The sequence below is a fragment of the Peptoclostridium sp. genome, assembly GCF_009881055.1.
GTDB lineage: Bacteria > Bacillota > Clostridia > Peptostreptococcales > Peptostreptococcaceae > Peptoclostridium_A.
In genome coordinates this window covers 1-26,822 of record NZ_WXFG01000008.1, presented here as the reverse complement: position 1 = coordinate 26,822, position 26,822 = coordinate 1, and the positions used below count along the sequence as shown (strand labels likewise).

36 protein-coding genes and 1 other annotated feature are annotated in these 26,822 nt (G+C 43.4%); of the genes, 32 read left to right on the top strand and 4 right to left on the bottom strand.

What is annotated here, in order from left to right:
* Positions 1-13: 13 nt before the first annotated feature.
* From rplR to rsmI, 26 genes are all read left to right on the top strand, one after another.
* Entirely contained in the window at positions 14-382 is a 369-nt protein-coding gene (gene rplR, locus GT589_RS01710; RefSeq protein ID WP_293395064.1) for a 50S ribosomal protein L18, read from the top strand.
* Positions 383-400: 18 nt separating this feature from the next.
* Entirely contained in the window at positions 401-907 is a 507-nt protein-coding gene (rpsE, locus tag GT589_RS01705) for a 30S ribosomal protein S5 (RefSeq protein WP_293395061.1), read from the top strand.
* 11 nt (positions 908-918) lie between these two features.
* Positions 919-1,098, top strand: coding sequence for a 50S ribosomal protein L30 (gene rpmD / locus GT589_RS01700; RefSeq protein ID WP_293395058.1), 180 nt, complete (start codon positions 919-921; stop codon positions 1,096-1,098).
* A gap of 22 nt (positions 1,099-1,120) precedes the next feature.
* A complete protein-coding gene (gene rplO / locus GT589_RS01695) occupies positions 1,121-1,567 on the top strand; it encodes a 50S ribosomal protein L15 (RefSeq protein ID WP_293395055.1) in 447 nt (148 codons plus the stop codon).
* Positions 1,568-2,836, top strand: coding sequence for a preprotein translocase subunit SecY (secY, locus tag GT589_RS01690; protein WP_293395052.1), 1,269 nt, complete (start codon positions 1,568-1,570; stop codon positions 2,834-2,836).
* 117 nt (positions 2,837-2,953) lie between these two features.
* Positions 2,954-3,604 (top strand): adenylate kinase, encoded by a 651-nt coding sequence (locus GT589_RS01685; RefSeq protein ID WP_293395050.1) that lies wholly within the window; start codon positions 2,954-2,956, stop codon positions 3,602-3,604.
* Positions 3,604-4,356, top strand: a complete 753-nt coding sequence (map, locus tag GT589_RS01680) for a type I methionyl aminopeptidase (protein WP_293395048.1) — start codon at positions 3,604-3,606, stop codon at positions 4,354-4,356. Before GT589_RS01685 ends, map begins: the two co-directional genes overlap by 1 nt.
* A gap of 28 nt (positions 4,357-4,384) precedes the next feature.
* Positions 4,385-4,663: a KOW domain-containing RNA-binding protein gene (locus tag GT589_RS01675; protein WP_293395208.1), complete on the top strand. Its 279-nt coding sequence runs from the start codon at positions 4,385-4,387 to the stop codon at positions 4,661-4,663.
* A 24-nt stretch (positions 4,664-4,687) separates the two neighbouring features.
* Positions 4,688-4,906, top strand: a complete 219-nt coding sequence (gene infA / locus GT589_RS01670; RefSeq protein ID WP_293395044.1) for a translation initiation factor IF-1 — start codon at positions 4,688-4,690, stop codon at positions 4,904-4,906.
* Positions 4,907-4,923: 17 nt separating this feature from the next.
* Complete coding sequence (gene rpmJ / locus GT589_RS01665; protein WP_025434559.1) at positions 4,924-5,037, top strand: 50S ribosomal protein L36; 114 nt, start codon at positions 4,924-4,926, stop codon at positions 5,035-5,037.
* Between the two features lie 125 nt (positions 5,038-5,162).
* Positions 5,163-5,534, top strand: a complete 372-nt coding sequence (gene rpsM, locus GT589_RS01660) for a 30S ribosomal protein S13 (RefSeq protein WP_293395002.1) — start codon at positions 5,163-5,165, stop codon at positions 5,532-5,534.
* 22 nt (positions 5,535-5,556) lie between these two features.
* The gene (rpsK, locus tag GT589_RS01655) at positions 5,557-5,952 is read left to right on the top strand and encodes a 30S ribosomal protein S11 (protein WP_293394999.1); all 396 of its coding nucleotides are present in this window, start codon (positions 5,557-5,559) and stop codon (positions 5,950-5,952) included.
* 22 nt (positions 5,953-5,974) lie between these two features.
* A complete protein-coding gene (gene rpsD / locus GT589_RS01650; protein WP_293394996.1) occupies positions 5,975-6,595 on the top strand; it encodes a 30S ribosomal protein S4 in 621 nt (206 codons plus the stop codon).
* 57 nt (positions 6,596-6,652) lie between these two features.
* Positions 6,653-7,600, top strand: a complete 948-nt coding sequence (locus GT589_RS01645; RefSeq protein ID WP_293394993.1) for a DNA-directed RNA polymerase subunit alpha — start codon at positions 6,653-6,655, stop codon at positions 7,598-7,600.
* Between the two features lie 17 nt (positions 7,601-7,617).
* Entirely contained in the window at positions 7,618-7,959 is a 342-nt protein-coding gene (rplQ, locus tag GT589_RS01640; RefSeq protein WP_025434564.1) for a 50S ribosomal protein L17, read from the top strand.
* A gap of 178 nt (positions 7,960-8,137) precedes the next feature.
* Entirely contained in the window at positions 8,138-8,968 is an 831-nt protein-coding gene (locus GT589_RS01635; protein ID WP_293394988.1) for an energy-coupling factor transporter ATPase, read from the top strand.
* Positions 8,959-9,822 carry an energy-coupling factor transporter ATPase gene (locus GT589_RS01630; RefSeq protein ID WP_293394985.1) on the top strand — a complete coding sequence of 288 codons (864 nt, stop codon included), beginning with the start codon at positions 8,959-8,961 and terminating at the stop codon, positions 9,820-9,822. The genes GT589_RS01635 and GT589_RS01630 overlap by 10 nt, the downstream gene beginning before the upstream one ends.
* The gene (locus tag GT589_RS01625) at positions 9,819-10,619 is read left to right on the top strand and encodes an energy-coupling factor transporter transmembrane component T family protein (RefSeq protein ID WP_293394982.1); all 801 of its coding nucleotides are present in this window, start codon (positions 9,819-9,821) and stop codon (positions 10,617-10,619) included. The genes GT589_RS01630 and GT589_RS01625 overlap by 4 nt, the downstream gene beginning before the upstream one ends.
* A 6-nt stretch (positions 10,620-10,625) precedes the next feature.
* The gene (gene truA / locus GT589_RS01620; RefSeq protein ID WP_293394979.1) at positions 10,626-11,360 is read left to right on the top strand and encodes a tRNA pseudouridine(38-40) synthase TruA; all 735 of its coding nucleotides are present in this window, start codon (positions 10,626-10,628) and stop codon (positions 11,358-11,360) included.
* Between the two features lie 135 nt (positions 11,361-11,495).
* Positions 11,496-11,924: a 50S ribosomal protein L13 gene (gene rplM, locus GT589_RS01615; protein ID WP_293394976.1), complete on the top strand. Its 429-nt coding sequence runs from the start codon at positions 11,496-11,498 to the stop codon at positions 11,922-11,924.
* A gap of 35 nt (positions 11,925-11,959) precedes the next feature.
* Positions 11,960-12,352 (top strand): 30S ribosomal protein S9, encoded by a 393-nt coding sequence (rpsI, locus tag GT589_RS01610; RefSeq protein WP_293394973.1) that lies wholly within the window; start codon positions 11,960-11,962, stop codon positions 12,350-12,352.
* A gap of 265 nt (positions 12,353-12,617) precedes the next feature.
* The gene (locus tag GT589_RS01605) at positions 12,618-13,304 is read left to right on the top strand and encodes a dTMP kinase (protein ID WP_293394971.1); all 687 of its coding nucleotides are present in this window, start codon (positions 12,618-12,620) and stop codon (positions 13,302-13,304) included.
* An 87-nt stretch (positions 13,305-13,391) separates the two neighbouring features.
* Positions 13,392-14,333, top strand: coding sequence for a DNA polymerase III subunit (locus tag GT589_RS01600; RefSeq protein WP_293394968.1), 942 nt, complete (start codon positions 13,392-13,394; stop codon positions 14,331-14,333).
* Entirely contained in the window at positions 14,327-15,211 is an 885-nt protein-coding gene (locus GT589_RS01595) for a PSP1 domain-containing protein (RefSeq protein ID WP_293394965.1), read from the top strand. The genes GT589_RS01600 and GT589_RS01595 overlap by 7 nt, the downstream gene beginning before the upstream one ends.
* A gap of 127 nt (positions 15,212-15,338) precedes the next feature.
* The gene (locus GT589_RS01590) at positions 15,339-16,091 is read left to right on the top strand and encodes a tRNA1(Val) (adenine(37)-N6)-methyltransferase (RefSeq protein ID WP_293394963.1); all 753 of its coding nucleotides are present in this window, start codon (positions 15,339-15,341) and stop codon (positions 16,089-16,091) included.
* Between the two features lie 2 nt (positions 16,092-16,093).
* On the top strand, positions 16,094-16,933 hold the full coding sequence (gene rsmI, locus GT589_RS01585) for a 16S rRNA (cytidine(1402)-2'-O)-methyltransferase (protein WP_293394960.1): 840 nt from the start codon (positions 16,094-16,096) through the stop codon (positions 16,931-16,933).
* A 102-nt stretch (positions 16,934-17,035) separates the two neighbouring features.
* On the opposite strand, the gene GT589_RS01580 is transcribed toward rsmI, so the two are convergent.
* The gene (locus GT589_RS01580) at positions 17,036-17,278 is read right to left on the bottom strand and encodes an AbrB/MazE/SpoVT family DNA-binding domain-containing protein (protein ID WP_025434576.1); all 243 of its coding nucleotides are present in this window, start codon (positions 17,276-17,278) and stop codon (positions 17,036-17,038) included.
* Between the two features lie 135 nt (positions 17,279-17,413).
* On the bottom strand, positions 17,414-18,844 hold the full coding sequence (locus GT589_RS01575) for a nicotinate phosphoribosyltransferase (RefSeq protein WP_293394952.1): 1,431 nt from the start codon (positions 18,842-18,844) through the stop codon (positions 17,414-17,416).
* A 229-nt stretch (positions 18,845-19,073) separates the two neighbouring features.
* Here GT589_RS01575 and GT589_RS01570 point away from each other — a divergent pair, with 229 nt between their 5' ends.
* From GT589_RS01570 to GT589_RS01560, 3 genes are all read left to right on the top strand, one after another.
* Positions 19,074-19,745 (top strand): MtnX-like HAD-IB family phosphatase, encoded by a 672-nt coding sequence (locus GT589_RS01570; RefSeq protein ID WP_293394949.1) that lies wholly within the window; start codon positions 19,074-19,076, stop codon positions 19,743-19,745.
* A 24-nt stretch (positions 19,746-19,769) separates the two neighbouring features.
* Positions 19,770-19,988 (top strand) — a binding site (T-box leader).
* 104 nt (positions 19,989-20,092) lie between these two features.
* Positions 20,093-22,039: a methionine--tRNA ligase gene (gene metG, locus GT589_RS01565; protein WP_293394946.1), complete on the top strand. Its 1,947-nt coding sequence runs from the start codon at positions 20,093-20,095 to the stop codon at positions 22,037-22,039.
* Positions 22,040-22,810, top strand: coding sequence for a TatD family hydrolase (locus tag GT589_RS01560; RefSeq protein ID WP_293394943.1), 771 nt, complete (start codon positions 22,040-22,042; stop codon positions 22,808-22,810). It begins immediately after the preceding gene.
* A gap of 101 nt (positions 22,811-22,911) precedes the next feature.
* Here the strand turns inward: GT589_RS01560 and GT589_RS01555 are convergent, their stop codons facing one another.
* Both GT589_RS01555 and GT589_RS01550 read right to left on the bottom strand, forming a co-directional pair.
* Entirely contained in the window at positions 22,912-23,388 is a 477-nt protein-coding gene (locus tag GT589_RS01555) for a hypothetical protein (protein WP_293394940.1), read from the bottom strand.
* Between the two features lie 143 nt (positions 23,389-23,531).
* A complete protein-coding gene (locus GT589_RS01550) occupies positions 23,532-24,002 on the bottom strand; it encodes a hypothetical protein (protein WP_293394937.1) in 471 nt (156 codons plus the stop codon).
* 134 nt (positions 24,003-24,136) lie between these two features.
* On the opposite strand from GT589_RS01550, the gene GT589_RS01545 reads away from it, so the two are divergent.
* The 3 genes from GT589_RS01545 to rsmA all read left to right on the top strand — a co-directional run bounded on the left by GT589_RS01545 (position 24,137) and on the right by rsmA (position 26,668).
* Positions 24,137-25,150, top strand: coding sequence for a 3D domain-containing protein (locus GT589_RS01545; RefSeq protein WP_293394934.1), 1,014 nt, complete (start codon positions 24,137-24,139; stop codon positions 25,148-25,150).
* Positions 25,151-25,248: 98 nt separating this feature from the next.
* Entirely contained in the window at positions 25,249-25,788 is a 540-nt protein-coding gene (gene rnmV, locus GT589_RS01540) for a ribonuclease M5 (protein WP_293394931.1), read from the top strand.
* Between the two features lies 1 nt (position 25,789).
* The gene (gene rsmA, locus GT589_RS01535; RefSeq protein ID WP_293394928.1) at positions 25,790-26,668 is read left to right on the top strand and encodes a 16S rRNA (adenine(1518)-N(6)/adenine(1519)-N(6))-dimethyltransferase RsmA; all 879 of its coding nucleotides are present in this window, start codon (positions 25,790-25,792) and stop codon (positions 26,666-26,668) included.
* Positions 26,669-26,822: the final 154 nt, after the last annotated feature.

Sequence of the window (26,822 nt, the reverse complement as noted above, 5' to 3'; positions counted from 1 at the left end):
AGGAGGAGTTTAGGTGTTTAAAAAGGCAAGCAAAAATGAAGCTAGGCTAAAAAGACACAAAAGAGTTCGTGCAAAAGTAGCTGGAACTCCTGAAAGACCTAGACTAAGCGTATTTAGAAGTCTTAATAACATATATGTTCAAATCATAGATGACGTAGCTGGAAACACTCTAGTATCAGCTTCTTCTCTTGATAAAGAAATCAAAGACAGCGCTGAGTCAACAGGCAACAAGGCAGCAGCGAAGCTTGTTGGACAACTAGCGGCCAAGAAAGCTCTAGAAAAGGGCATACAAGAAGTTGTATTTGACCGCGGCGGATATATATATCACGGAAGAGTTCAGGAAGTAGCAGAGGGAGCAAGAGAAGGCGGCCTCAAGTTTTAATAAGAAGGAGGGGAAAAAATGGCTCGCAACTTTATAGATGCAAGACAGCTTGACATGAAGGAAAGAGTAATCGAAATAAGACGTGTTACTAAAGTTGTTAAAGGCGGTAGAAACTTTAGATTCGCTGCTCTTGTAGTAGTAGGAGACGAAAACGGAAAAGTTGGAATGGGTACTGGAAAAGCAATGGAAGTGCCTGAAGCAATAAGAAAAGCAATAGAGGATGCTAAGAGAAACCTTATTGAAGTGCCAATAGTTGGAACTACAATCCCTCACGATGTTGTAGGTCACTTCGGCGCAGGAAAGGTTCTTATAATGCCAGCTAAAGAAGGTACAGGAGTTATATCTGGAGGACCTGTTCGTGCGGTTCTCGAGCTTGCAGGACTTAAAGACGTTAGAGCAAAATCACTTGGATCGAACAACTCTAGAAACATGGTAAATGCTACCATGGACGGACTTAAGCAGCTAAAGACTGTTGAGCAGATAGCTACGCTTAGGGGCAAAAAGGTTGAAGATCTTCTAGGATAGGAGTGAAGATTATGGCTAACTTGAATATAAAACTAGTTAAAAGTGCAATAGGATGCAAACCTAATCAGAGAAAAACAATAGAAGCTCTTGGATTCAAAAAGAGAGAGCAGGTTGTTGTAAAGCCTGATAACGCACAAATAAGAGGAATGATAAACGTAGTTAAGCATTTAGTTGAAGTTACAGAAGCATAAGTTAACGTAAGGAGGTGTAACTATGAAACTACATGAACTCAAGCCGGCGGAAGGCGCAGTAAAGAGCAAGAAAAGAGTTGGTAGAGGTACTGGTTCTGGAATGGGTAAGACAGCTACTCGTGGTCAGAAAGGACAAAACTCACGTTCAGGCGGAGGAGTAAGACCAGGATTCGAGGGAGGTCAGATGCCTCTTTTCAGAAGACTTCCAAAGCGTGGATTCAACAACAGCGTGTTCGAAAAAGTATACTCAATAATTAATGTTGATAAACTAAACGGATTTGAAGACGGAACTGAAGTTACTCCAGCGCTGCTTGTAGAGAGCGGAGTAATAAGAAAGCTTGAAAAAGACGGTGTTAAAATACTAGGCAACGGAAAGCTTGAAAAAAAGATAAGCGTGAAAGCTAGTAAATTCACTAAGTCTGCTGTTGAGAAAATAGAAGCGGCTGGTGGAAAAGCTGAGGTGATCTAATTGCTTTCTACCTTGAAAAATGCGTGGAAGATTCCTGACTTGAGAAAAAGATTGCTTTACACTTTGATGATGATAGTAATATTCAGGATAGGAGCTTCAATACCAGTTCCGGGCATAAACATAGATTATGTAAGGCAGGTAGTTGAAAATGCCGGCATACTTTCATTCTATGACCTGGTTGCCGGTGGAGCATTCTCGAACTTTACAATATTCGCACTCGGTGTAACGCCATACATCACAGCGTCAATCATAATGCAGCTGCTTACAATCGCCCTTCCTAGCGTAGAAGAAATGGCTAAGTCAGGCGAAGAAGGCAGAAAAAAGATGGCGCAGTTCACAAGATACGGTACAATAGTGCTTGCCTTAATGCAGTCCATAGGCATAAGCATTGGACTTTTCAGAAACGCGCTTATAAGCCCGGATTTTTTCTCGACACTTGTTGTAATAATAACTCTTACAGCAGGAACAGCCTTCCTTATGTGGCTGGGAGAAAAAGTCACTGAAAATGGAATCGGAAACGGCATGTCTTTGATAATATTCATAGGTATAATTTCCAGAGCTCCAGGCGCTATACTTAACAGCTTCCAGCTGGTTAAAAGCGGAGAGCTCAATCCAATAAAACTAGTAGTATTTGCAGTTATGGCATTGGCTATTATAGTTTCTGTAATAGCTATACAGCAGGGACAGCGAAGAATTCCTGTTCAATATGCAAAAAGAGTCGTAGGAAGAAAAATGTACGGCGGACAAAGCACACACATACCTATAAAGGTAAACCAGGCGGGTGTTATACCGGTAATATTCGCAGTGTCTGTACTTTATTTTCCGCAGACTATAGCCCTGTTTGTTAAGGGCGGATTCCAGGAATTCATAACAAAATGGTTCTCGCCTGCGGCGAGTCCTGGAGTTTGGATATACATTTCATTTGAAGCATTGCTGATAATATTCTTTACGTATTTCTATACGACTATAATGTTTAACCCGGTAGATGTTGCAAATAACATGAAAAATAACGGAGGATTCATTCCGGGCATAAGGCCAGGAAAGCCGACTGCGGACTTCCTGCAAAATGTATCAAGCAGACTTACTTTTGCAGGTGCGATATTCCTGGCGCTTGTTGCGGCTCTGCCTTCGATTATGATACAGTTTGGAAACCTCCCATTCAGGTTCGGAGGAACATCGCTTCTGATAGTAGTCGGAGTTGCGCTTGAGACAATGAAGCAGGTTGAACAGCAGATGCTTATGAGACACTATCAGGGATTCTTGAAGTAATTAAGAATCGAATAAAAAAACGTACAAGATAAATCATAAAAATCATTCTAGAAATTACAATACTGCTGGAGGGGATTTTTATCCCCTTACAGTCAAAACACTTAGGGAGATGATGGAATGAGGTTGGTACTTCTAGGACCTCCGGGTGCAGGTAAGGGTACACAAGCTTTAAGCATAGTTCAAAAATATGACATTCCTCATATTTCAACAGGCGATATATTTAGAAAGAATATAAAAGAAGGAACTGAACTTGGAAGACAGGCGAAAGATTACATGGACAAGGGACTTCTGGTTCCAGATGAACTTGTAGTTGAAATCGTGAAGTCAAGACTTATGGAGGACGACTGCAAGGCCGGATTCCTGCTTGATGGGTTCCCAAGGACAGTAAACCAGGCCGACGAGCTGGACAAGGTTCTAGGCGAAATGAACATGAATCTCGACAAGGTAGTCAACATAGAAGTTGACAAGAGCATATTGATAGGCAGAGCTGTGGGAAGAAGAATGTGCAGAAATTGCGGAGCGGCTTACCACATAGAGTTCAATCCTTCAAAAGAAGCCGACAAGTGTGACCACTGCGGCGGAGAGCTTTACCAGAGAGATGACGATAACGAAGAAACAGTGACAAAGAGGATAGAGGTTTATCTTGATCAGACCACGCCTCTTGTAGAATACTATACTCAAAAGGGAATACTAGTCAATATAGACGGACAGCAGTCTATAGGCAAGGTGCTTGAAGATATAGTTAAGGCTTTAGGAAGTGAAGCTTAATGATTGTAATAAAGTCGCCAAATGAAATAGAGCTCATGGCAGATGCAGGCAAGATTGTGGCAGAAGTGCACGAGCTTTTGAGAGAACGCATAAAGCCTGGAATAACCACAATTGAACTTGATGAGATTGCGGAAAGACATATAAAAGGCTGCGGAGCAGAACCCTCCTTCAAGGGATACGGAGGATTTCCCTCTAGCATATGCGCATCTGTGAATGAGCAGGTGGTTCACGGCTTCCCAAGTACAAGAGCACTTGAGGAGGGCGATATAATAAGCCTGGACATAGGAGCTTACTACAAGGGTTATCATGGCGATGCGGCAAAGACACACGGCGTCGGAAATATAAGCGCTGAAGACAAAAGGCTTATCGAGGTCACAAGACAAAGCTTTTACGAAGGCTTGAAATTTGCAAAAGTCGGATTCAGACTTTCGGACATGTCTCATGCAGTTCAGGCATATGTTGAAGAAAACGGATTTTCAGTTGTCAGAGATTTTGTAGGACACGGAGTGGGCGCAAGCCTGCATGAAGATCCGCAAATACCCAACTACGGTCCTCCCGGAAAAGGCGTAAGACTTCAGGAAGGCATGGTGCTTGCACTGGAACCTATGGTGAATGCAGGCAGCTATCATGTAAGAGTCTTAGGCGACGGTTGGACAGCGGTAACAGTTGATGGGAAAAAGTCAGCCCATTATGAACATACTATCGCAATTACAAAGGACGAACCTAGGCTTTTGACTTGCATAGGCAAGTAGGCCAGTCGAAGAGGTGACTTTTGTGAACATGGAAAACAATGAATTCAGAGTGGGACAGGCAGTTAAATCTAAGGCCGGACGCGATAAAGGCAGCATATTCTTTGTAATCAGAGTAGTTGACGAAAATTATGTCATGGTAGCTGATGGAGACATGAGAAGGATTGACAATCCGAAGCTCAAGAAGATAAAGCACATAGTGAAGCTGAGTACTTTCTCGGATGAGCTAGCCAAAAGGTTGTCAAGCGGCGAAAAGATAAATAACGCATTTTTACGAAGAGAACTCGAAAAATTAGGCCTTAGATCCTAATCCAAACGGGAGGTAAGTTGCTTAATGGCCAAAAAAGATGTAATTGAACTTGAAGGAACCGTTGTCGAGGCTTTGCCAAACGCAATGTTCAAGGTGAAACTTGAGAACGATCACGTTGTTCTTGCACATATCTCGGGAAAACTAAGAATGAACTTTATAAGGATACTTCCAGGAGATAAAGTTACAATAGAAATGTCTCCTTATGACCTTACAAGGGGAAGGATAGTATGGCGCAAGAAGTAGTCTAAGGAGGGATAAGGATGAAAGTCAGACCATCTGTAAAGCCTATCTGTGAAAAATGTAAGATAATTAAGAGAAAAGGTAGAGTAATGGTTATCTGCGAAAATCCAAAGCATAAACAAAAGCAAGGTTAGTAAATATAAATATAGCAATTTGGGTTTTAATGTATTATAATACTAAGTTGTGGCAATGATACGAGTTTATAATAAATTAAAGCCTACGCTATAAAACGGTTATTATGTAGGAGGTGTAAAACAGCATGGCGAGAATCGCTGGAGTCGATCTACCAAGAGATAAAAGAGTGGAAATCGGTCTAACTTATATATACGGTATCGGAAGAAATACTTCAAACAAGATAATATCAGCTGCTGGATTAAATGCTGATACTCGTGTTAAGGATCTTACCGAAGATGAAGTAAACACACTAAGAAGAATAATAGACGAAGATTATGTTGTTGAGGGCGATCTTAGAAGAGAAATAGCGCTTAACATCAAGAGACTTAAAGATATCAAGTGTTACAGAGGAATTCGTCACATTAAGGGTCTTCCTTTAAGAGGTCAAAAAACTAAGACTAATGCAAGGACTAGAAAAGGACCTAAGAGAACTGTTTCTCGTAAAAAGAAAAAATAGTAGGTAAGGAGGGAAAACAGTAATGGCTAAGCCAAAAAAGGTTTCACGTGTAAAGAGAAGAGAACGTAAAAATATCGAACGTGGACACGCTCATATAAAATCTACATTCAACAACACAATAGTATCTCTTACAGACGTAAAGGGAAATGTCATATCGTGGGCGACTGCAGGACAGGTTGGATTCAAGGGATCTAGAAAGTCGACTCCTTTTGCTGCTCAAATGTGCGCTGAAGAAGCTGCAAAGGCTGCAATGATTCACGGCCTTAAGTCTATCGAAGTATTCGTTAAAGGACCAGGCGCTGGACGTGAAGCAGCTATAAGATCTCTTCAGGCAGCTGGACTTGAGATAACAATGATAAAAGACGTTACGCCAATTCCTCACAATGGATGCAGGCCACCAAAGAGAAGAAGAGTCTAGTAGAAATAGGAGGTGTAAATTAATGGCAAGATATACGGAAGCATCGTGCAGACTTTGCCGTAGAGAGGGAATGAAGCTTTTCCTTAAGGGCGACAGATGCTATACAGATAAATGTGCAATGAAGAGAGCTTATGCTCCAGGACAGCACGGACAAAGCAGAAAGAAGCCATCTGAGTATGGTATACAGCTTAGAGAAAAGCAAAAGGTTAAGAGAATATACGGAGTTCTTGAGACTCAGTTCAGAAACCTTTTCGAAAAAGCTGAGAAGATGAACGGAATAGCAGGTGATAACCTACTTAGCCTTCTAGAGAGAAGACTTGACAACGTAGTTTACAGAATGGGCCTTGCTAACTCGAGAAAAGAAGCTAGACAATTAGTTAGACACGGACACTTCACACTTAACGGACACAAGGCTAACATTCCGTCAATGGTTGTTGAAGTAGGCGATGTCATAGCTGTTAAAGAAAGGTCAAGATCATCAGCAAAGCTTAAGTCACTTGTTGAAAACTTTACAAGAGTTGTTCCAAACTGGCTGGAAGTTAACATAGAAGCAATGTCAGGAAAAGTTGTTTCTCTTCCATCTAGAGAAGATATAGACCTAGAAATAGCAGAGCATCTAATTGTAGAGCTATACTCTAAGTAATAAAGTGGCAATATGGCTACCCTCGAAGCATTTAAACCTAATAAGGAGGGGCATTAGATGATTGAAATAGAAAAACCCAAAGTGGAAATTGTCGAGCTCAGCCAAGACGGAAAGTACGGCACGTTCGTAGTAGAACCTTTGGAAAGAGGATATGGAATCACAATAGGCAATGCCCTAAGAAGGATTCTGCTCTCTTCACTGCCAGGAGTTGCAGTTACATCTGCAAAGATAGACGGAGTTCTGCATGAATTTTCGACTATACCCGGAGTGAAAGAGGATGTAACAGAGATGATCCTTTCACTGAAGGAGCTTTCAGCAAAGATTGACGGAGACGGACCAAGGACGCTCATAATCGATGCTGAGGGAGAAGGGGTTATTACAGCCGGAGACATAATATGTCCGCCGGATGTTCAGATACTCAACTCTGACCTGCACATAGCGACTATGGAAAAAGGCTCCAAACTCTACATGGAAATCAATGTAGACAAGGGCAGAGGATATGTATCGGCAGAAAACAACAAGACAAGCAGCATGCCAATAGGTGTAATACCTATAGATTCAATATACACTCCTGTTGAAAAGGTAAGCTACAAGGTTGAAAATACAAGAGTAGGCCAGATAACTGACTATGACAAGCTCATACTCGAGGTATGGACTAACGGCAGCATAAACCCTCAGGAAGGGATTTCGCTGGCAGCAAAAATTCTTGTTGAACACCTCAACCTGTTCATAGACCTTACTCAGCATGTGGGAAATGTTGAAATAATGGTAGAAAAAGAAGAGGACAAGAAAGAAAAAGTCCTTGAGATGACAATAGAAGAGCTCGACCTTTCAGTAAGATCGTACAACTGCCTCAAGAGGGCTGGTATAAATACTGTGGAAGAGCTCACATCTAAGACAGAAGAAGACATGATGAAGGTTAGAAACTTAGGAAAGAAATCGCTTGAAGAGGTTGAAAGAAAGCTTTTAGAGCTTGGCCTGGGTCTCAAACCGAGTGAAGATTAGGCGAAGGAGGTATAGTCATGGCTAAAGAGCGTAAGCTAGGTCGTGTTACAGCTCATAGAAATCTCATGCTTAGAAACCTTGTTACGGACCTTCTAAGAAGTGGAAGAATACAGACTACTGAAACAAGAGCAAAGGAAGTTCGTAGAGTGGCTGAGAAAATGATCACTCTTGGCAAAAGGGGAGACCTGCATGCTAAGCGTCAGGCACTTGCATATGTGCTGGACAGAGCGGTTGTTACTAAGCTTTTCGACGAAATAGCAAAGAATTACACTGAAAGAAACGGTGGATATACAAGAATAATGAAAGTTGGTCCAAGAAGAGGCGATGCAGCTGAAATGGCCATCATAGAGCTAGTATAACATCCAGGGAATTAGGCGCAGGCTTAATTCCCATTTTTGTAATACATGAAGAAATTCATGCATTACAAAAGTGGGAATTTTTATTATTAGGTCTATTTCAAAATGCCTTTTATTTTTATATAATTGGAATTGAATGTTACTAAGTGAGGCTTATAATAATGTACTGGAGAGAATATACATGGATAATATAATAAGCGTTGAAGGCGTTGAGTTTGAGTATGCAAAAGAAGAAGGCACACTAAAGGCGCTTGATGGCATAGACATGGGCATAAACAGGGGCGAATTCATAGCTGTAATTGGGCATAACGGCTCTGGTAAGTCGACACTTGCAAAGCACCTTAATGCCATACTAAAGCCGACAAAGGGCTCTGTAACTGTAAAAAATATGGACACAAGAGATGATTCGAGACTTTGGGACATAAGGCAGGCTGCGGGCATGGTATTCCAGAACCCCGACAACCAGATAGTTGCCACAGTAGTCGAGGAGGATGTGGCATTCGGTCCTGAGAATTTGGGGGTAGAGTCCAGCGAGATTAGAGTGCGTGTAAAGGAAGCTCTTGAAGCCGTAGACATGTATGAGTTCAGGAAAAAAGGGCCGCATCTGCTTTCGGGAGGACAAAAGCAGAGAGTGGCAATAGCAGGCGTGATTGCCATGAAGCCCGACTGCATAATATTTGACGAGTCAACTGCGATGCTGGACCCCTCGGGCAGAATAGAGGTAATGAGCACCATAAGAAAGCTCAATAAGCAGGAAGGCATAACCATAATACATATAACCCACTTCATGGAGGAGGCGGTAGACGCCGACAGGGTTATAGTCATGGAGGAAGGCCGCATTGTTATGCAGGGAAGGCCGCGTGAGATATTTGTACAGGTAGATAAGCTTAAGAGCCTTGGGCTTGACGTTCCCTTCATGACAGAACTGGCATACGAACTGAGCAAGGCCGGAATAAAAATTGACAGTGACATACTTACTGTAGATGAGATGGTGAACAGCTTATGTCTATAATAGTGAAGGACTTAGTCCACATATACAATCCCAAAAGCCCTTTTGAAAGCAAGGCCTTAGATGGCGTGAGTCTTGAGATTGAAAAAGGAGAATTCATAGGCCTCATAGGCCACACGGGCTCAGGCAAGTCGACGCTGATACAGCATCTCAACGGGCTTTTGAAGCCGTCCTCAGGAAGCATAGAGGTAAACGGCCTTGAGATAACTGCTCCGGGAGTGAATCTTACGAATGTGCGAAAAAAGGTGGGCCTTGTGTTCCAGTATCCCGAATACCAGCTTTTTGAAGAGACTGTGCAAAAGGACATTGCATTTGGTCCTGCAAATCTGGGAATGTCGGAAGAGGAAATAGGAGAGCGTGTAAAGGAAGCCATGGAGATAGTGGGCCTTGACTATGAAGTTTTAAATGACAGGTCTCCATTTGAGCTCTCAGGAGGCCAAAGAAGAAGAGTGGCAATAGCTGGAGTCATCGCCATGAAGCCTGAGGTGCTTATACTCGACGAGCCCACAGCAGGTCTTGATCCAAGGGGCAGGGACGAGATATTCTCGCAGATAAAAGCGTTGCACAAAAAATATGGGATGACTATAATAGTGGTATCTCACAGCATGGAGGATATGGCCAAGCTTGTGGACCGGATAATAGTAATGAACAAGGGGAATGTGGAAATAGCCGGAACCCCAAGAGAGGTATTCAAGTATGAGAGCAGGCTCAAGGAAATAGGTCTGGGAGTCCCTTCCGTGCTCGAGCTTGTCAACAGGCTGAGGGAAAGAGGCTTTGACATTAGGCCCGACATAATAACATTGCAGGAGGCCAAGGACGAGATAGTAAAATACATGAAGGAGCATGGCAAGCTATGATTAAAGATATCACCATAGGACAGTACTACCCTTGCGAATCATTGCTTCACAGGCTTGATCCGAGGGTCAAGATAATAAGCACATTTGCATTCATGGCCTCACTTTTTGTAATAGACTCATTCGTTCCATATATTGCAGTATTTGCTTTTTTGGGGCTTGTAATAGGGATTTCCAAAATTCCACCCGGATACATACTCAAGGGTTTAAAGCCGCTGCTGCCGCTGCTGCTACTTACACTCGCAATAAACATCTTTCTGACTCCGGGAAGGATACTATGGGATGCTTGGATATTCAAAATCAGCGAAGAGGGTTTAAGACAGGGCGTGTTCATGGTAATAAGGCTTATGCTGCTGATAGTGGGAACCTCAATGCTTACGCTTGCAACTTCGCCAATACAGCTTACAGACGGCATTGAGATACTTCTCAATCCGTTCAAAAAGATAGGAATACCTGCACATGAGCTCGCCATGATGATGACTATAGCATTAAGGTTCATACCTACGCTGCTTGACGAGACAGACAAGATTATGAAGGCACAGATGGCAAGAGGGGCTGACTTTGAAGGCAAGAATCTTGTGACCAGGGCAAAGAACATGATACCGCTTCTAGTGCCTCTCTTCATAAGCGCCTTTCGAAGGGCGGACGAGCTTGCAATGGCAATGGAGGCAAGGTGCTACAGAGGCGGAGAGAACAGGACGAGGATGAAGCAGCTTATGATGGAAAAGCGAGATTACATGGCGTATGCGCTTATGGGCGTATATATAGCCTTTATAGTAGCTTCCAGATGGATATGGTAGGCGATTATGAAGAACATAAAGCTGATACTAGAATACAAGGGTACAAGGTACGCTGGATGGCAAAAGCAAAATAACGCAGTCACGGTGCAGCAAAGACTTGACGAGGCGATAGAGAAAATTATGGGGGAGAAGCCCAAGACATACGCAAGCTCGCGTACAGATGCTGGTGTGCATGCCCTTGGCCTGTGCGTCAGCTTCAGAGCCGGCACAAGGATACCGGTGGAAAAGCTGCCGCTGGCTTTAAACAGCGCGCTCCCTGACGATATTGCCGTTGTGAGTGCGCAGGAGGCTGAAGCGGATTTCCACGCCAGGTTCAGCGCAAAGGGCAAGAAGTATATATATAGGATATGTAGCAGGGCTTCGCGGTCTCCTATACATAGGGATTTTGCATGGCATGTGACTCGCAGCTTGGATTTTGAGGCAATGAAGGAGGCGTCTGGGCATTTTGTAGGGAGACATGACTTCAGCGCGTTCAAGGCGACAGGCGGATCTGAAAACAGCAGCGTCAGAACTATATACGCTGCAGAGCTAATAAAGTCGGGAGACCTTATTGAGCTTCACATAAGCGGAGACGGCTTCCTTTACAACATGGTCAGAATAATCGCCGGAACGCTTGTTTATGTGGGGCTTGGCAAGATAGCAGCTTGCGAAATTCCGGAAATAATAAGTTCTGGTGACAGGACAAGGGCAGGAAAGACAGCTCCGCCAGAAGGTCTTTTTTTAAGCGAAGTATATTATTAATTTACTATTGACACGAATAAGGGTATGTATTAAAATTATATGGTATGTTATTATAATAGACCACACAGCCCCGGAAGCTATTATATATAATGGTGAAATGAGTATCATCAGGAATGTCAGTAAGGAGGGAAATGTATGAAATCTTATATAGCTAAGCCAAGCGAAGTTCAAAGAAAATGGTACGTAGTTGACGCTAAGGGAAAGACTCTTGGACGTCTTACTTCTCAAATAGCAATGGTACTAATGGGAAAAAACAAGCCAACATACACTCCGCATGTTGATGGAGGAGACTTTGTTATAGTTCTAAATGCGGGTGAAGTTAAGCTTACTGGTAAAAAGCTTGATCAGAAGCTTTACAGATACCATACAGGTTATGTTGGAAACCTTCAGGAAATACCATACAGAAGACTTATGGCAGAGAAGCCTGAAGAAGTTATAATGCACGCAGTTAAAGGAATGCTTCCAAAGAATAAGCTTAGAAGCAGAATGATGACAAGACTTAGAGTTTACACAGGCTCAGTTCACGATCACGAAGCTCAAAAGCCAGAAGCACTAAACATATAGTTGCAGATTTTTGCGGAAGAAGGGAGGACTTTTAGATGGCAAGCGTACAATTTTACGGAACTGGAAGAAGAAAGCACGCAGTGGCAAGAGTTAGACTTATTCCAGGCGAAGGAAAAATAACAATAAATAAAAGAGATTTGGACGAGTATTTCGATTACGAAACTCTTAAGACTGAAGTTAAGCAGCCTCTAGTAATAACTGAAACTGAAGGAAAATATGACGTTCTTGTTACAGTAGAAGGCGGCGGATTTACAGGACAAGCAGGTGCTGTAAGACACGGACTATCTAGAGCTCTTATAAAGGCAGATGCAGAGCTTAGACCAGTACTTAAGAAGGCTGGATTCCTTACTAGAGATGCAAGAATGAAGGAAAGAAAGAAATACGGACTCAAAGCAGCAAGAAGAGCTCCACAGTTCTCAAAGAGATAATATGCTCTTACGGACCCCAATACTTATTGGGGTCTTTTTTATTGCCTTTGTTTTCAAATAGAGGTACTATAATAGAGATGCACAGTGCATATGTATTGATAAAACTTCACAAAAAACTGTGGACAATGTGGATAACAATCATGAAGACAAGTATTTGGAATATGCCTGAACAGAAACAGTATCAGACTTATCCACACCGTTTTCCACATAAGGACATATTTTTGAAATGTTCATATATTCAAGAGTGTATTTTATGGAGGTAGAAATGAAGGGAAAACTCTTTGTGATAGAAAGCGGAACAGACTCAAGTGGCAAGGCCACCCAGACGCTCAGGCTCTTTGAAAGGCTCCTGGCAGAGGGTTTCAATGTAAGGAAGGTAGAATACCCCGACTACGGGAGCGACTCCTCGGCGCTTATCAAGATGTATCTTGGAGGGGAGTTTGGCGAAAGGCCGGAAGATGTAAACTGCTATGCGGCCTCGGCGTTTTATGCTGTGGATAGATATGCCTCATTCCAGAAAAAATGGCGGGAATTTTATGAGGCCGGCGGAATAGTAATAGCAGACAGATATACCACGTCAAATATGGTTCACCAGGCGTCCAAGATAGATGATGATGCCGAAAAGGAGAAGTACCTGGAATGGCTTGTGGATTTTGAATTTGAAAAATTCGGCCTTCCTGCACCTGACGAGGTGATTTTTCTGGATATGCCTCCAAATGTGAGTATTGAGCTTATGAGGGAGAGAAACAACAAGTTCACAGGCGAGTCCGAGAAGGACATACACGAAAAAAGCAGCGACTACCTGAAAAGGACATATGAAAACGCCCGCCAGATAGCAGAAAGATACGGCTGGACGTCTGTCGAGTGTGTGCTGGAAGGGAAGTTAAGGAGTATAGAGGAAATACACGAGGAAATATACAGCCGTATAATTGAAGCCATAAACAGGGCTTAGGATGCGGATTTTAAGCAGATATTTATATGCCAACTTATGATATAATAAGGTGTAAATGTATGCAATTTGTCGGAGGAATCAGTTCAAATGAGCTTTGATACTATTTTGGGCCAGGAGACTGCCAAGAGATTTATAATAAATTCGCTGGAAAAAGGCAGGATTAGCCATGCATATTTATTTGAAGGCCCATCAGGTATAGGGAAGAAGACGTTTGCGCTGCAATACGCCAGACTGCTGCTTGAAGGCAAAGAGCCGGGAAACAGCCCGGATTTTTGCATGCTTGAGCCTGACGGAACGTCCTTCAAGATTGCTCAGATAAGGAGCATGTGCCAGGACATCCTGGTAAGACCGTATGGGAAAAGAAAGGTGTATTTGCTTGATGAGGCGGACAAGATGACAATCCAGGCTCAAAACAGTCTGCTTAAGTCTCTGGAAGAGCCTCCTGAATACGCTGTAATAATACTGCTGTGCCAGAACTCGTCTATGCTGCTGCCCACGGTGGCTTCGCGATGCGAGCTCGTGAGATTTTTCCCTCTATCGCAAAAGCAGGTGCAGGGATATCTTGTTGAAATTAAGCAGCTATCCTGCGAGAGGGCTCATGCCATTGCGGCGTTTTCAAACGGAATTCTTTCGCGCGCACTAAATCTCATAGAGTCACAGGAATTTTCGGATTTCAGGGAGAAGACAGAGAGGCTCATAGAAACTGTGCTGGCTGGGAATACGGTCAATATTTTTTCGCTCACATCATTTTTTGAAAGCAATAAGGATAGCGTAAGTGAAATACTAGATATAATAACCACCTATTTTAGGGATATGGCACTAATAAAGATGGATTGCGACAAGGAGTTTACAATAAATCTCGACAGGCGGGATTTTATCGACAGCGTGGGGGACAAATTTTCAGCAGGTCAGATACTTCGCATAATAGAAGAATTAGATAACTGCAAAAGGAGGCTAAGGAGCAACTGCAACCTTGCCATCAGCGTCCAGGCCATGCTTTTAAATATACAAGAGGTGATAAGATGGTAAAAGTCGTAGGAATAAGATTCAAAAAAGCAGGAAAGATATATTATTTTGACCCGAATGAATTCGAGCCGGCGCAGGGCCAGAATGTCATAGTTGAAACTGTAAGGGGTCTTGAATTCGGCAAAATAGTTGTGGGTGTCAAGGAGGTAGAGGATTCGGAAATAATATCTCCTCTCAAGCCGATAATAAGGATAGCTACAGATGAAGACATATATGCGAATCAAAAGAACAAGGAAGATGCCATGTTGGCGTTCCAGGTCTGCAACGACAAGGTCAAAAGCCACAAACTCGACATGTACCTTATAGATTCTGAATATACATTTGACAGGAACAAGCTCATATTCTACTTTACAGCAGAAGGTAGGGTGGATTTTAGGGAGCTCGTCAAAGACCTTGCAGCAGTTTTCAAGACAAGAATAGAACTAAGGCAGATTGGAGTAAGAGACGAAGCGAAATCTCTCGGAGGTCTGGGTTGCTGTGGAAGGCCGCTTTGCTGCGCCACATGGCTTGGAGATTTCCAACCGGTGTCTATAAAGATGGCAAAGGATCAGAGTCTGTCGCTTAATCCCACAAAGATATCCGGAGTCTGTGGCAGGCTGTTTTGCTGCCTCAACTACGAGCATTCGACATATGAGGCGACACTCGGCAAAACTCCTCCTGTAAATTCGATAGTGATGACTCCTTTTGGCAGGGGCGTAGTGACATCTGTTGATATACTGAGGGAGAGACTCGATGTATTTTTGGATGAAGCAAAGGAAATCAGGAAATTCGAGCTGCATGAAATTAAGCTTATAGAGGCACCTAAAAAAAGCAAGGGCAAGCAAGATGCAATTGATGCCGAGCTTGCAAAAGAGCTTAAGCAACTCGAGAGCGATAAATAAATTAAAAAAAGCGGTCATGCCGCTTTTTTTAATTGAATTTGAATGTACACTGAATTAAAATTTTAGAGAGGCATGTAGGGGTGTTATGCCACTGATATGCAATCAATATTATGGAGTAGATAAGGACATGGAATTGAAACTTAAGGATAACGAGAGAATAGACGACCTGCAGATAAACGGCCTGCGGATAATACAGGATACTGACGGCTTTTGCTTTGGGGTTGACGCCGTACTGCTAGCCAATTTCACCAGGGCAAAGGCAGGCGAACGGGTTGTCGACCTTGGAACGGGCACGGGTATAATACCCATACTAATAGCAGGCAAAAGCAATGCAGCAAGCGTTTTGGGCGTGGAGATTCAAGAAGAGGTGGCGGATATGGCAAGGCGATCTGTGGAGCTCAACGGTCTCCAAGAGCGGGTTGAAATATTGAATATGGACATCAAGGACATACCGTCGCATCTGCCGCTCAATACTTTCCACGTAGTAACATCCAACCCGCCATACATGCACCCTGCAGGTGTCAAGAATCCAAACGATAAGAAAGCCATATCGAGGCATGAGATAATGTGTTCACTTGAGGACGTAATCTGCACGGCATCGAGGCTGCTTATGAGCGGAGGCAAGTTTTTCATGGTGCACAGACCTACAAGGCTGGCGGACATAATATGCCTCGCAAGAAGCCACAAGCTTGAACCAAAGCAGATAAGGTTTGTGCATCCGAGCGCCGGCAAGAGTCCCAACATGATGCTTATCCAGTTCACGAAGGGAGGCAGACCGGAGCTCAAGATACTCGAGCCTCTTTATATATACGGAGCCTCGGGCGAATACACCCGCCAGATAAGGGAGATATATTCAAGCAAGAGTATAGGGGTGATATAGATATGAATGGCAAACTGTATATATGCGCAACGCCCATTGGAAACCTCGAGGACATAACGCTGAGGACGCTGAAGGTTCTAGAGGAGGTAGACGTAATCGCAGCCGAAGACACGAGAAGGACAATAAGGCTGCTCAACCACTACGGAATATCAAAGCCCCTTATGAGCTATCACGAACACAACAAGCTCTCGAAGGGGGGCGAAATTATGGCAAAGCTTCTAGAAGGGCAGAGCATAGCCCTCGTGTCGGATGCAGGAATGCCTGGAATATCTGACCCAGGAGAGGATGCCGTGAGACTTGCCATAGAAAGCGGAATAGAAGTAGAGGTGCTCCCTGGGCCATCCGCATTCGTGACTGCGCTTGTGGGCTCCGGCCTTCCAACCGGGAGATTCCTCTTTTTTGGTTTTTTGAGCAGGGACAAGAAAGAAAGGCGGGCTCAGCTTGAGGAGCTCAGATACGAAAAGGCCACGGTAATATTTTATGAGGCTCCGCATAGGCTTTTGAGCACGCTTTCTGACATGCTTGAGGGCCTCGGAAACAGAAAGGTATGCATATCAAGGGAGCTTACGAAACTGCATGAAGAGCATATAAGGTCCACCCTTCAGAATGCAGTAGAGCATTTTACAAAAAACCATCCTCGCGGAGAATTCGTACTCATAGTTGACGGCTCGAAAGAGGAAAAAAAGATAGAAGAAGACTTTACGGAAGAGATGAGCCACAGGGAGTACGTGGAGTATCTGATGGATTCACAGGGAATGGACAAAAAAGAAGCCATAAAAACTGTAGCCAAAAAAAGAGGAATTGCCAAAAATGACGTGTACAGGGAAGTGCATGATATATAGATTCATGAAAAAATTCAATTATTCTATAATCTTGATTTGAATAAAGGGGATTAAAAAAGGCAGACCAGAGTCTGCCTTTTTACATTTTTTTTAAATTTTATACTATAGGTTTGAAATGTTGTTAAGACATTCAGGACATATGTTCTTGCCCTGGTATACTTTTATGTCTTTTGCATTTCCACAGAAAATGCAGGCAGGCTCGTACTTTTTAAGTATGATTGACTCTCCGTCAACATAAATTTCAAGTGCGTCTTTTTCCGCAATTGACAGATTCCTTCTAAGCTCTATTGGTATTACTATTCTTCCCAGTTCGTCTACTTTTCTTACAACTCCTGTAGATTTCAAATTAAAACCCTCCTCATGATATAGCATTTTTCGACAAAATAAGCTAATTAAATAATAACAATATTGGCAATAAAAGTCAACATATATTTTATAATTGTCATAATTTTATTTGAAAAATTTATTAACAAACACATGCTATTCTACCTTTGAATCATGGAGCATCTGCCTTTTAAGCAGCCACAGCTTGTTCGAAAGGTCCACCTTGTATGTTTCGGGTGAAGATATGCGTTTGTAATGTGCACCCAGGGTTCCCAGTTCGCTTTTCACAAAATCGCGTATTTGCATTACGCTGCGCTTTTTATAGACGCACTTGCCGCCTATGAAGAGAGGCTTCAGGAGTTCGCGTACCGAATAATTGGCGAAGGTTTTCTTTTTCCAGTTGTATACAGGGTGGAATATTGTAAGAGGCTTTTGAGTATCTATCTTTTCATCCTCAAGCATAATAAGGTCAGCTTCAGCCTGGCCTTCGTCAGCGAATATCCGAACAACCTTTTTGAAACCAGGATTCGTAATCTTTTCAGGGTCTTCGGATATTTTTATCTTTGGAACAAGCGTATCGCCCTGTGAGGCTGCGCACAGCTTGTATACTCCTCCGAGCGAAGGACAATCGCTTGAGGTTATAAGCTTTGTGCCAACGCCCCAGGAGTTAATGTCACAGTCCATATTTTTGAGTTCCTGAACCTTGTATTCATCAAGGTCGTTGGATGCAGTTATCGAAATGTCGCTGTAGCCGGCCTTCGAAAGCATAAGCTTTGACATCTTCGAAAGATAAGCCAGATCGCCCGAATCTATCCTTATGCCCATTGGCTTGTGTCCCAGTCTTGCTATATGGTCGAATACCTTTATGGCATTAGGGACGCCGCTGCTGAGTACGTCGTAGGTATCTACAAGCAGCATGGCTTTGTCAGGATATGATCGGGCATAAGCCATAAAGGCCTCGAACTCGGAGTCAAATTTTTGGATCCAGCTGTGCGCATGCGTTCCGACTACAGGCACATTGAACATTTTGCCGGCAAGCACATTGGAGGTTCCACTGCAACCGCCTATGATTGCAGCGCGGGCGCCGTATATCCCGGCATCAGGACCCTGTGCCCTTCTAAGTCCAAATTCCAGCACAGGGTCGCCCTGGGCCGCATGGCACACCCTGGAGGCCTTTGTTGCAATCAGAGACTGGAAATTGATTATGTTCAGAAGGGTAGTCTCGATAAGCTGGGCCTGGAATAGAGGAGCTTTGACCCTTACTATGGGTTCGCTCGGGAACATGAAGGTTCCCTCTTCAACCGCGTATATGTCCCCTGTAAATTTGAAGTTTTTAAGCATTTCAAGAAAGTCTGGCGTGAAAAGCCCAAGTCCCTCCAGATATTCTATATCGCCTGAACTGAAATGAATATCATTTATGTAGTCCACAAGCTGCTCGATGCCGCAAACTATTGTATAACCCCCTGAGGACGGATTTCGCCTGAAAAACATGTCAAAGACTACTATGTCATCGTGAATGCCTTCGTTGAGATAACCGTTCATCATGGTAAGCTGGTAAAGATCTGTAAGAAGCGTCAGATTTTTCATGAGTACCACCTTTATAAATTTGTTCGACAACTATTTTTTGTCAAAAAACATACAAAGCTATTATAACACAAAAAATGAAATTAGATTAAAGCAATATGGAAGGCACGCCAACTGCTTGAAACGGTACAAAAACAGCCTGCTGCAAGGCATTCGAGTCATAGACTGATTGTATTTCCAAGAGTGTATGATATAATATAAACAATAGGAAGCAGCGGCGGGAGTGATACATATGGAATATATTGTAGTTTGCGATTTTGATGGTACGATAACACTGAAGGATACATGCGTCGAGCTTGTTAAAAATTATGCAAGAGCTGAATGGAGGGAGCTTGACAGACTCTGGCAGGAAGGCATGCATGATGCAAGGCTAATAAGTCAGATGCTGCTAGACATGATAAAAATAACGCCGTCTGAACTCGAGCGATTTTCGAGAAGCATGCAGATAGATCCCTACTTCGGGGAGTTCAGGCGTGAGCTTGCTGCTGCAGGAATGGAGCTGTATATTGTAAGCGACGGATACGACCTTCTGATTGAGCCGGTGCTTTTGCAGAACAATCTAGCGGGAATAGAATACTTTTCAAACCAGATAAAATTCGATGAGGAGGGACTACGAGGTTATTTCCCAAACAGCAGCAACAAATGCAGCAAATGCGGCAGCTGCAAGCTGGAAATAATAAAACTCCTGAAGACAGGCAGAAAAGTCATATACGTGGGCGATGGTCATTCGGACAGATGTGCAGGGCTCATTGCAGATATTATATACGCCAAAGGCGAACTGGCAAGGCTGCTTAAGGAGCAGGGAGTTGAGTTTGTGGAATTTGGCAATTTCTCGGATGTGCTAAGTCATATGAAGTCCAACAATGAAAAGCTGCTTATTGACATTGGTCAGAAAATGCTATAACATTTTAGAAAGCACTATAATAATAAAAAGGCTGTGAAGGGAAGAGTAGGCAGGCAGGACCTTTATAAGAGAGTCGGGATGGTGAAAGCCGGCAAGGAACGATATGCTGAAGATGGCCCCAGAGCCCTCTGCCTGAGATTATTCAGGGTGGAGCGATTAAGGCACGTTATAGCCTGCAAGAGGTCTTTGGGCATTGCCCAAACGGCAAATTAGGGTGGTACCGCGAGAATATTCGCCCCTGGACGTTGTTCAGGGGCGTTTTTTATTGAACAAATGAAAACATGCAATTTGACGATGAATGAATTAGGGTAAATAGTGATTAAGTCAACTTAAATAGGAGGGGAATCATGAACAAGAATACATTTTATGTAACCACGCCCATATACTATCCGAGCGGCAAACTTCACATAGGACACACATATACAACGGTTGCGGCAGACGCCATAGCCAGGTTCAAAAGATTCACAGGATATGACGTTAGGTTCCTTACAGGCACAGACGAGCACGGACAGAAGATACAAAAGACTGCAGAAGCGCAGGGTCTGGCACCGCAGGAATACCTTGACGGAATGGTTGAAGATATCAAGAGACTCTGGAACAGGATGGAGATATCTTACGACGATTTCATAAGAACTACAGAAGAGAGGCACAAGACAGCAGTGCAGAAGATATTCGAAAAGCTGTATGCAAAAGGCGACATATACAAGAGCGAGTATGAGGGCTGGTATTGCACGCCTTGCGAAAGTTTCTGGACTCAGACTCAGCTGCTTGAAGGCAACAAGTGTCCCGACTGCGGGAGGGAAGCTCAACTTGCAAAGGAAGAGGCATACTTCTTCAGACTTTCAGACTATAAGGACAGACTGATAGAGCACTTTAACAGCAATCCGAAGTTCTGCTATCCAGAGGCCAGAAAAAATGAGATGCTCAGCAACTTCCTGAATGAAAATCTGGAGGACCTTTGCGTATCTAGGACGACTTTTGACTGGGGCATAAAGGTTCCATTCGACTCAAAGCACGTAGTATACGTGTGGCTTGATGCACTTTGCAACTATATAACCGCCCTTGGATTCATGTCTGATGACGACAGTGAGTACCAGAAATACTGGCCGGCCAATGTGCAGCTTGTGGGCAAGGAGATAGTAAGATTCCATTCTATAATATGGCCGGCGATACTCATGGCTCTTGATGTTCCGCTTCCAAAGCAGGTATTCGGACACGGCTGGATACTCTTCGGGGACGACAAAATGTCGAAATCAAAGGGCAACATAGTATATCCGGAGCCTCTAATAGAAAGATACGGAATAGATGCGCTCAAGTACTTCCTGTTAAGGGAATTCACATTCGGCAAGGACGGCAGCTACACAAACAGAAATTTTCTAAACAGGCTCAACTCCGACCTGGCAAACGATCTTGGAAACCTGGTAAGCAGAACGGTGACAATGATAGAAAAGTATAGCGACTCTGCAATCCCATCGCCGAAGGTAAAAGGCGGGGTGCATGACGAGCTTGCAAGCGAGGCTATACGCGCATATTCGGAATTTGAAGGACAAATGGACGAGTTGCAGTTCAGTGAAGGTCTTGAGAGCATATGGAAGCTCATAAGAAGGACAAACAAATATATCGACGAGACTATGCCTTGGGCTCTTGCAAAAGATGAGGGCAAGAAGGATGAGCTTGATACGGTGCTCTACAATCTTGCCGAGGCAATAAGGATAGTTGGAGTGCTTATAAGCCCGCTTATGCATGTCACTTCAAAGAAGATATTCGAGCAGCTTGGAATCAGCGCTCAACAGGAGCTTCTGACATGGGAGAGTGTGCAAAGCTTCGGCAAGCTAACTCCCGGCACTTGCGTTTCAAAGGGTGAAATACTGTTCCCAAGACTTGACGTGGACAGCGAAATAGCGGCGCTTGAAGAGATTTTCGCGCCAAAGGAGCAAAAGGCAGAGCAAAAGCCGCTAGAGCACAAGGAAGAAATAACTATAGATGACTTTGGCAAGCTGGAGCTCAGGGTGGGTGAGATAATGGACGCCCAGAAGCATCCAAAGGCCGACAAGCTGCTTGTACTTCAAATAAAGCTTGGCAGCGAAAAGAGGCAGGTAGTTTCTGGAATTTCGAAGTACTACAAGCCAGAGGAGCTTATAGGAAAGCATGTTGTGGTAGTTTGCAACCTCAAGCCAGTCAAGCTAAGAGGAGTGGATTCTCAGGGCATGATACTCGCTGCGGTAAGCGACGATGAGACAAAGCTTGTGCTGCCGGCCGTAGAAGGAATAGAAAGCGGATGCGAGGTGTCTTAATTGCTCTTTGATACTCACGCACATATAACTGACGATAAATATGATGAGGACAGGGCTGAATTACTTGAAAAAATAAGTCAATCTGACGTAAAGTATATAGTCAACCCCGGTGTCGACATACCTTCGTCTTTAGAGGCAATAGAGCTTGCAAAAAGGTATAAGTTCATATATGCGGCCATAGGAATACATCCGCATGAAGCCTCTGGCGCAGATGAGGACAGCATAAGCAGGCTAAGGGAGCTCGCAAAATGTGACAAGGTCGTTGCAATAGGCGAGATCGGGCTTGACTACTATTATGAGTTTTCTCCAAAGGATGTTCAAAAAGATATCTTCATCAGACAAATCGAGCTTGCAAACGAGACTGGACTGCCAATAATAGTACATGACCGTGATGCACACGCCGACACGTTTTCAATAATAAAAAAACACAAAGCGCCAGGCACAGGCTGCGTGCTGCACTGCTACTCGGGAAGCAAGGAAATGGCTATGGAATATGTAAGGCTGGGCTGTCACATTTCCATAGCAGGGCCTGTTACGTTCAAGGGGAACAACAAGACTGCGGAGGTTGTCAGGGAGATTCCCCTTGAGCGGATGCTCATAGAGACTGACTCTCCATATCTAACTCCGGTTCCTTTCAGGGGAAAGCGCAACGATCCGACAAAGGTAGAGCATGTAGCTGCCATGATAGCCCAGATAAGAGGATTGTCTTATGAGCGGGTGTGTCAGCAGACTAGCGAAAATGCGCTTGATTTCTTTAATATTAAAAAATAACAATCTAAAGCATAAGTACAAAAAAGGGCTTTTGCAAATCGACATATCTAGTCGGCATGCATCAGCCCTTTGGTATTTAATGAAGTATCACATTGAAACTACTAATATGTGCTAAGCTTTGCAGGCGAGAAATTTTCAATAACAGCAGTTATTTTCTCGATCTCTTCTTCAGGACATTCAACTATTAGTATGAGCTGTCCTCTTTTGCCTTCTTCGGAAATTCTCTCCTTCTCATCTAGCTTGTGGTTTACAACTAGGAATCCTGCAAGGCTTCCGCTGGCTGCAAATGCTATGAGCAGTATTATTATGGAAGCGGGTACTGATTTGAAAAGTCCCTGTGAGAATCCGAGTGCCACAAGCACGCCTACAGCGATTCCAGCTACTGCTCCGAGTTTAGTGGCTGTTCTGACTCTGTCATCCTTCTTGAACTGAATCTCGTCTTTCTCTCTTGTGTACTCGTGCTGAGCAACAGTGTAAGCTTTTACGCCTTTTGAAGCTATCCTTCTAATTTCTGCCAGGCACTTTGATGCTTTTTCTGGTTCATCAAAGAATGCTAAGATGTTCGACATATTGGCCATATAATTTTCCCCCTATCTTTTTATATCTCCCACATTTCAAAAATATACCCTATATGACAAAATGGAAACATTAATAGAATTATAAAATTATAAAAATAAAACGATACAGCAGTATAAAATCTTATTACATCATATAGCTTTTATTAATAAACTGCTAGCTTTTCAGGCTCGTATTTTTTGATTATGTCGGCAAGTTTGTCCTTATCATCGCCAGGATTCTCGACTATGAGTATAAGGCCTCCCCTGGACACGTCATAGTGCTCCTTTTGTTTGAAGTGGCGAAGGTATACCATTACAAGAAAGGCGGTAATTCCTCCCGTAGCCGCAAAGGCTATTATCTTGACTATTATCATTGCAAAACTGGAAAGTGATGAAAAAATCTGGCTGGGAACCCCCATTGCCACAACAAGTCCAAGCACAAGGCCTGCTATGACTCCAATTTTTGGAACTGAGCCGAGGTTGTCTGGTATTCCAGAGTTATCAACTCCTTCCTTTGAATACTCATTTTTAGCGACTGTATATGAAAGCGTATTTACAGAAGCATTTTTTTTCACATCGGCAAGACATTTGTAGGCCTTTTGTGAATCGTCGAAAAAAGCTAAAATTTGTGGCATAGAGCATACCCCCTTTAAGTGTTGATGTATGATAATTATACCCACATTTTGAAAAATAAAAAAACATTTCGATTTGACAAGCTATCAAAAATGAAATAAAATGAGTCAAGGCCTATATATCAGGAGGTGATTATATGAAGTCAAGACTTGACATGCTGAAAAAATGGCATGTATGCGTGTTGGCAGTAGTGCTCCTTTTATCGATTTCTATAGGGATATATGACCTGAGCAACAAGAAGGTTACAATAATAGTCGACGATAAAAAAATCGAAGCATCAACTTTCTCAAAGGATGTAGCGGGTCTTTTGAAGGAAAATGGTGTAAAGCTTTCAAAAAATGACATGGTAAAACCGTCGCTTGATGAAAAACTTTCAGACGGAATGGATGTAAAAGTTTACAGAGCGTTCAAGGTCACGCTCAGTATCGATGGTAAAACAAATGAAGTCTTAACTGCGGCAGACACGGTAGAAAAGTTCATAAGGCAGCAAAAGATAAAACTTGGAGAAAAGGACAAGGTTGATCCATCGCTTGGGAGCAGCTTGAAGCCGGGCTCATCTGTAAAGGTAGTAAGGATTGAGATGAAGCAGGTTCAAGAGAGCAAGGAGATACCATACAAGGTGACCGTTGTGGGAGATGACTCTCTCGAGGCGGGCAAAACAAAGGTAGTGCAAAAGGGCAAGGCCGGCCAAAAAAGCGTAACTTATGAGGTAGTCCTTGAAGACGGAGTTGAAGTAGACAGGAGAGTTGTTGACGAAAAGCTAGTTTCAGCGCCTGCGGAGGAGCTTGTAAAGCGAGGCACAAAAAGCTTTGTGCTCACATCAAGGGGAGAAACAAGGGACTTTAAAAGCGCAATAAACATGGTAGCCAGCGCATATACAGCAGGCTATGAAAGTACCGGCAAGAATCCGGGAGACAGAAATTATGGCGTAACAAGAAGTGGAACACGAGTAAGGCCTGGAGTAGTATCAGTAGACCCAAGAGTAATACCGCTAGGTTCAAAGCTCTACATAGAGCCCCTTGGAATTTATTGCATTGCAGAGGATACTGGCAGCGCAATAAAGGGGAACCGAATTGACATATATATGGAATCTCTGAGCGAGGCGAGAAGCTTCGGAAAGAGGAATGTAAAGGTTTATATACTAAAATAATAATATTGATGCAAGGCCCAAAAATGTTATAATTAACTCTATAGAAACGGATGTGGAAAGGCTCTGGCCTTTCCATTTCTATGTTATGAGGTGGTTTTTTGATAAAGGAAATAATAGTTGTAGAGGGAAAGTCCGACATATGCGCCGTGAGAAGAGCCGTGGATGCAGAGCTTATAGCAACAGGCGGATTCGGCTTTCCAAGCGGAGTTGAAGAGAGAATAAGAGCGGCTGCAAGCAGAAGAGGTATAATTGTGTTTACGGACCCTGATTTTGCAGGTGAAAAGATAAGGAAGAGGGTCTCGAAAATAGCGCCAGGCTGCAAGCATGCTTTCCTTCCAAGGGAAGAAGCCATGTGCAACGGCGATATCGGAATAGAAAACGCATCGCCGCAGAGCATACTCAGGGCGCTCGCGAAGGTCAGAAGCGAACTTGAAACTCCAGGCAGCGAATTTTCAAGAATTGACCTGCTCAGAGAGGGCCTGGACGGAGATTCCAATGCTGCCAGAAGGCGGGACAGGCTAGGGGCGCTCCTTGGAATAGGTTACGGCAATGCAAAGCAGTTTCTAAACAGGCTAAACAGCTATGGAGTCAAGAGGGAAGAGTTTGAGCTTGCACTTGGTGAGCTCGAGGAGGAGTAGTATGGACAGGCTTTCGATGCCCAAAGTTACAAAGGATATAGTGCAAAAATACGGATTCAAGTTTTCAAAATCGCTCGGCCAGAATTTCCTGGTGGATTCAAATGTGCTCCTTAAGATAGTAGATGGGGCAAATATAGAAGAAGGCGACTGCGTCATAGAAGTAGGCCCTGGAATAGGAACGCTCACAAGGGAGCTTTCAAAGAGAGCCGAGAAGGTAGTAGCTATAGAGATAGACAAGAACCTCATCCCAATACTCCAGGAGACTCTCTCGGACAGGGAAAATGTAGAGATAATAAACGAAGACATACTCAAGCTGGACATAAAAAAGCTGATGGAGGACAAATTCCAGGGCAAAAGGGTCAAAGTTGTTGCGAATCTTCCTTATTATATAACTACGCCTATAATAATGAGATTTCTTGAAGAGAATATTCCTGTAAAGACAATAGTAGTGATGATACAAAAAGAGGTCGCCCACAGGATGAATGCCCAGCCTTCGACAAAGGACTACGGCGCACTTTCGGTGGCAATACAGTTCTACTGCGAAACCAGCATAGTGGCAAACGTACCCAAGACGGTTTTCATGCCCCAGCCGAATGTGGACTCCACTGTAATAAGGCTGGACCTACTGGATGAGCCGCCATGCAGCGTTAAAGACAGGGATATGTTCTTTAGGGTGGTCAAGGCCTCTTTCTCGAAGAGGAGGAAGACGCTGCTCAACTGCATTTCAAGCTCCGAGCTTGGAATCTCAAAGGACGACTCCTCTGTGGTAATAAAGAGTGCAGGAATAGATGAAAAAAGAAGGGGTGAGACTCTTACAATACAGGAGTTTGCAGCCCTCTCCAACTCAGTATATGATTTTTTGGAGTCTGCAAGGCCATAAAAAAAGTCAAAAAAAATGCCGAAACTGAATTCGGGGGTATGTTTCAGATTTTGTGTAAACTCTAAAAACTGATGCAGTTTTATTGTATAAGTTAAGGGATAGGTGCTTAAAACAAGCATCTGTCCCTTAAATGCATTATACACCCGATTTTGGG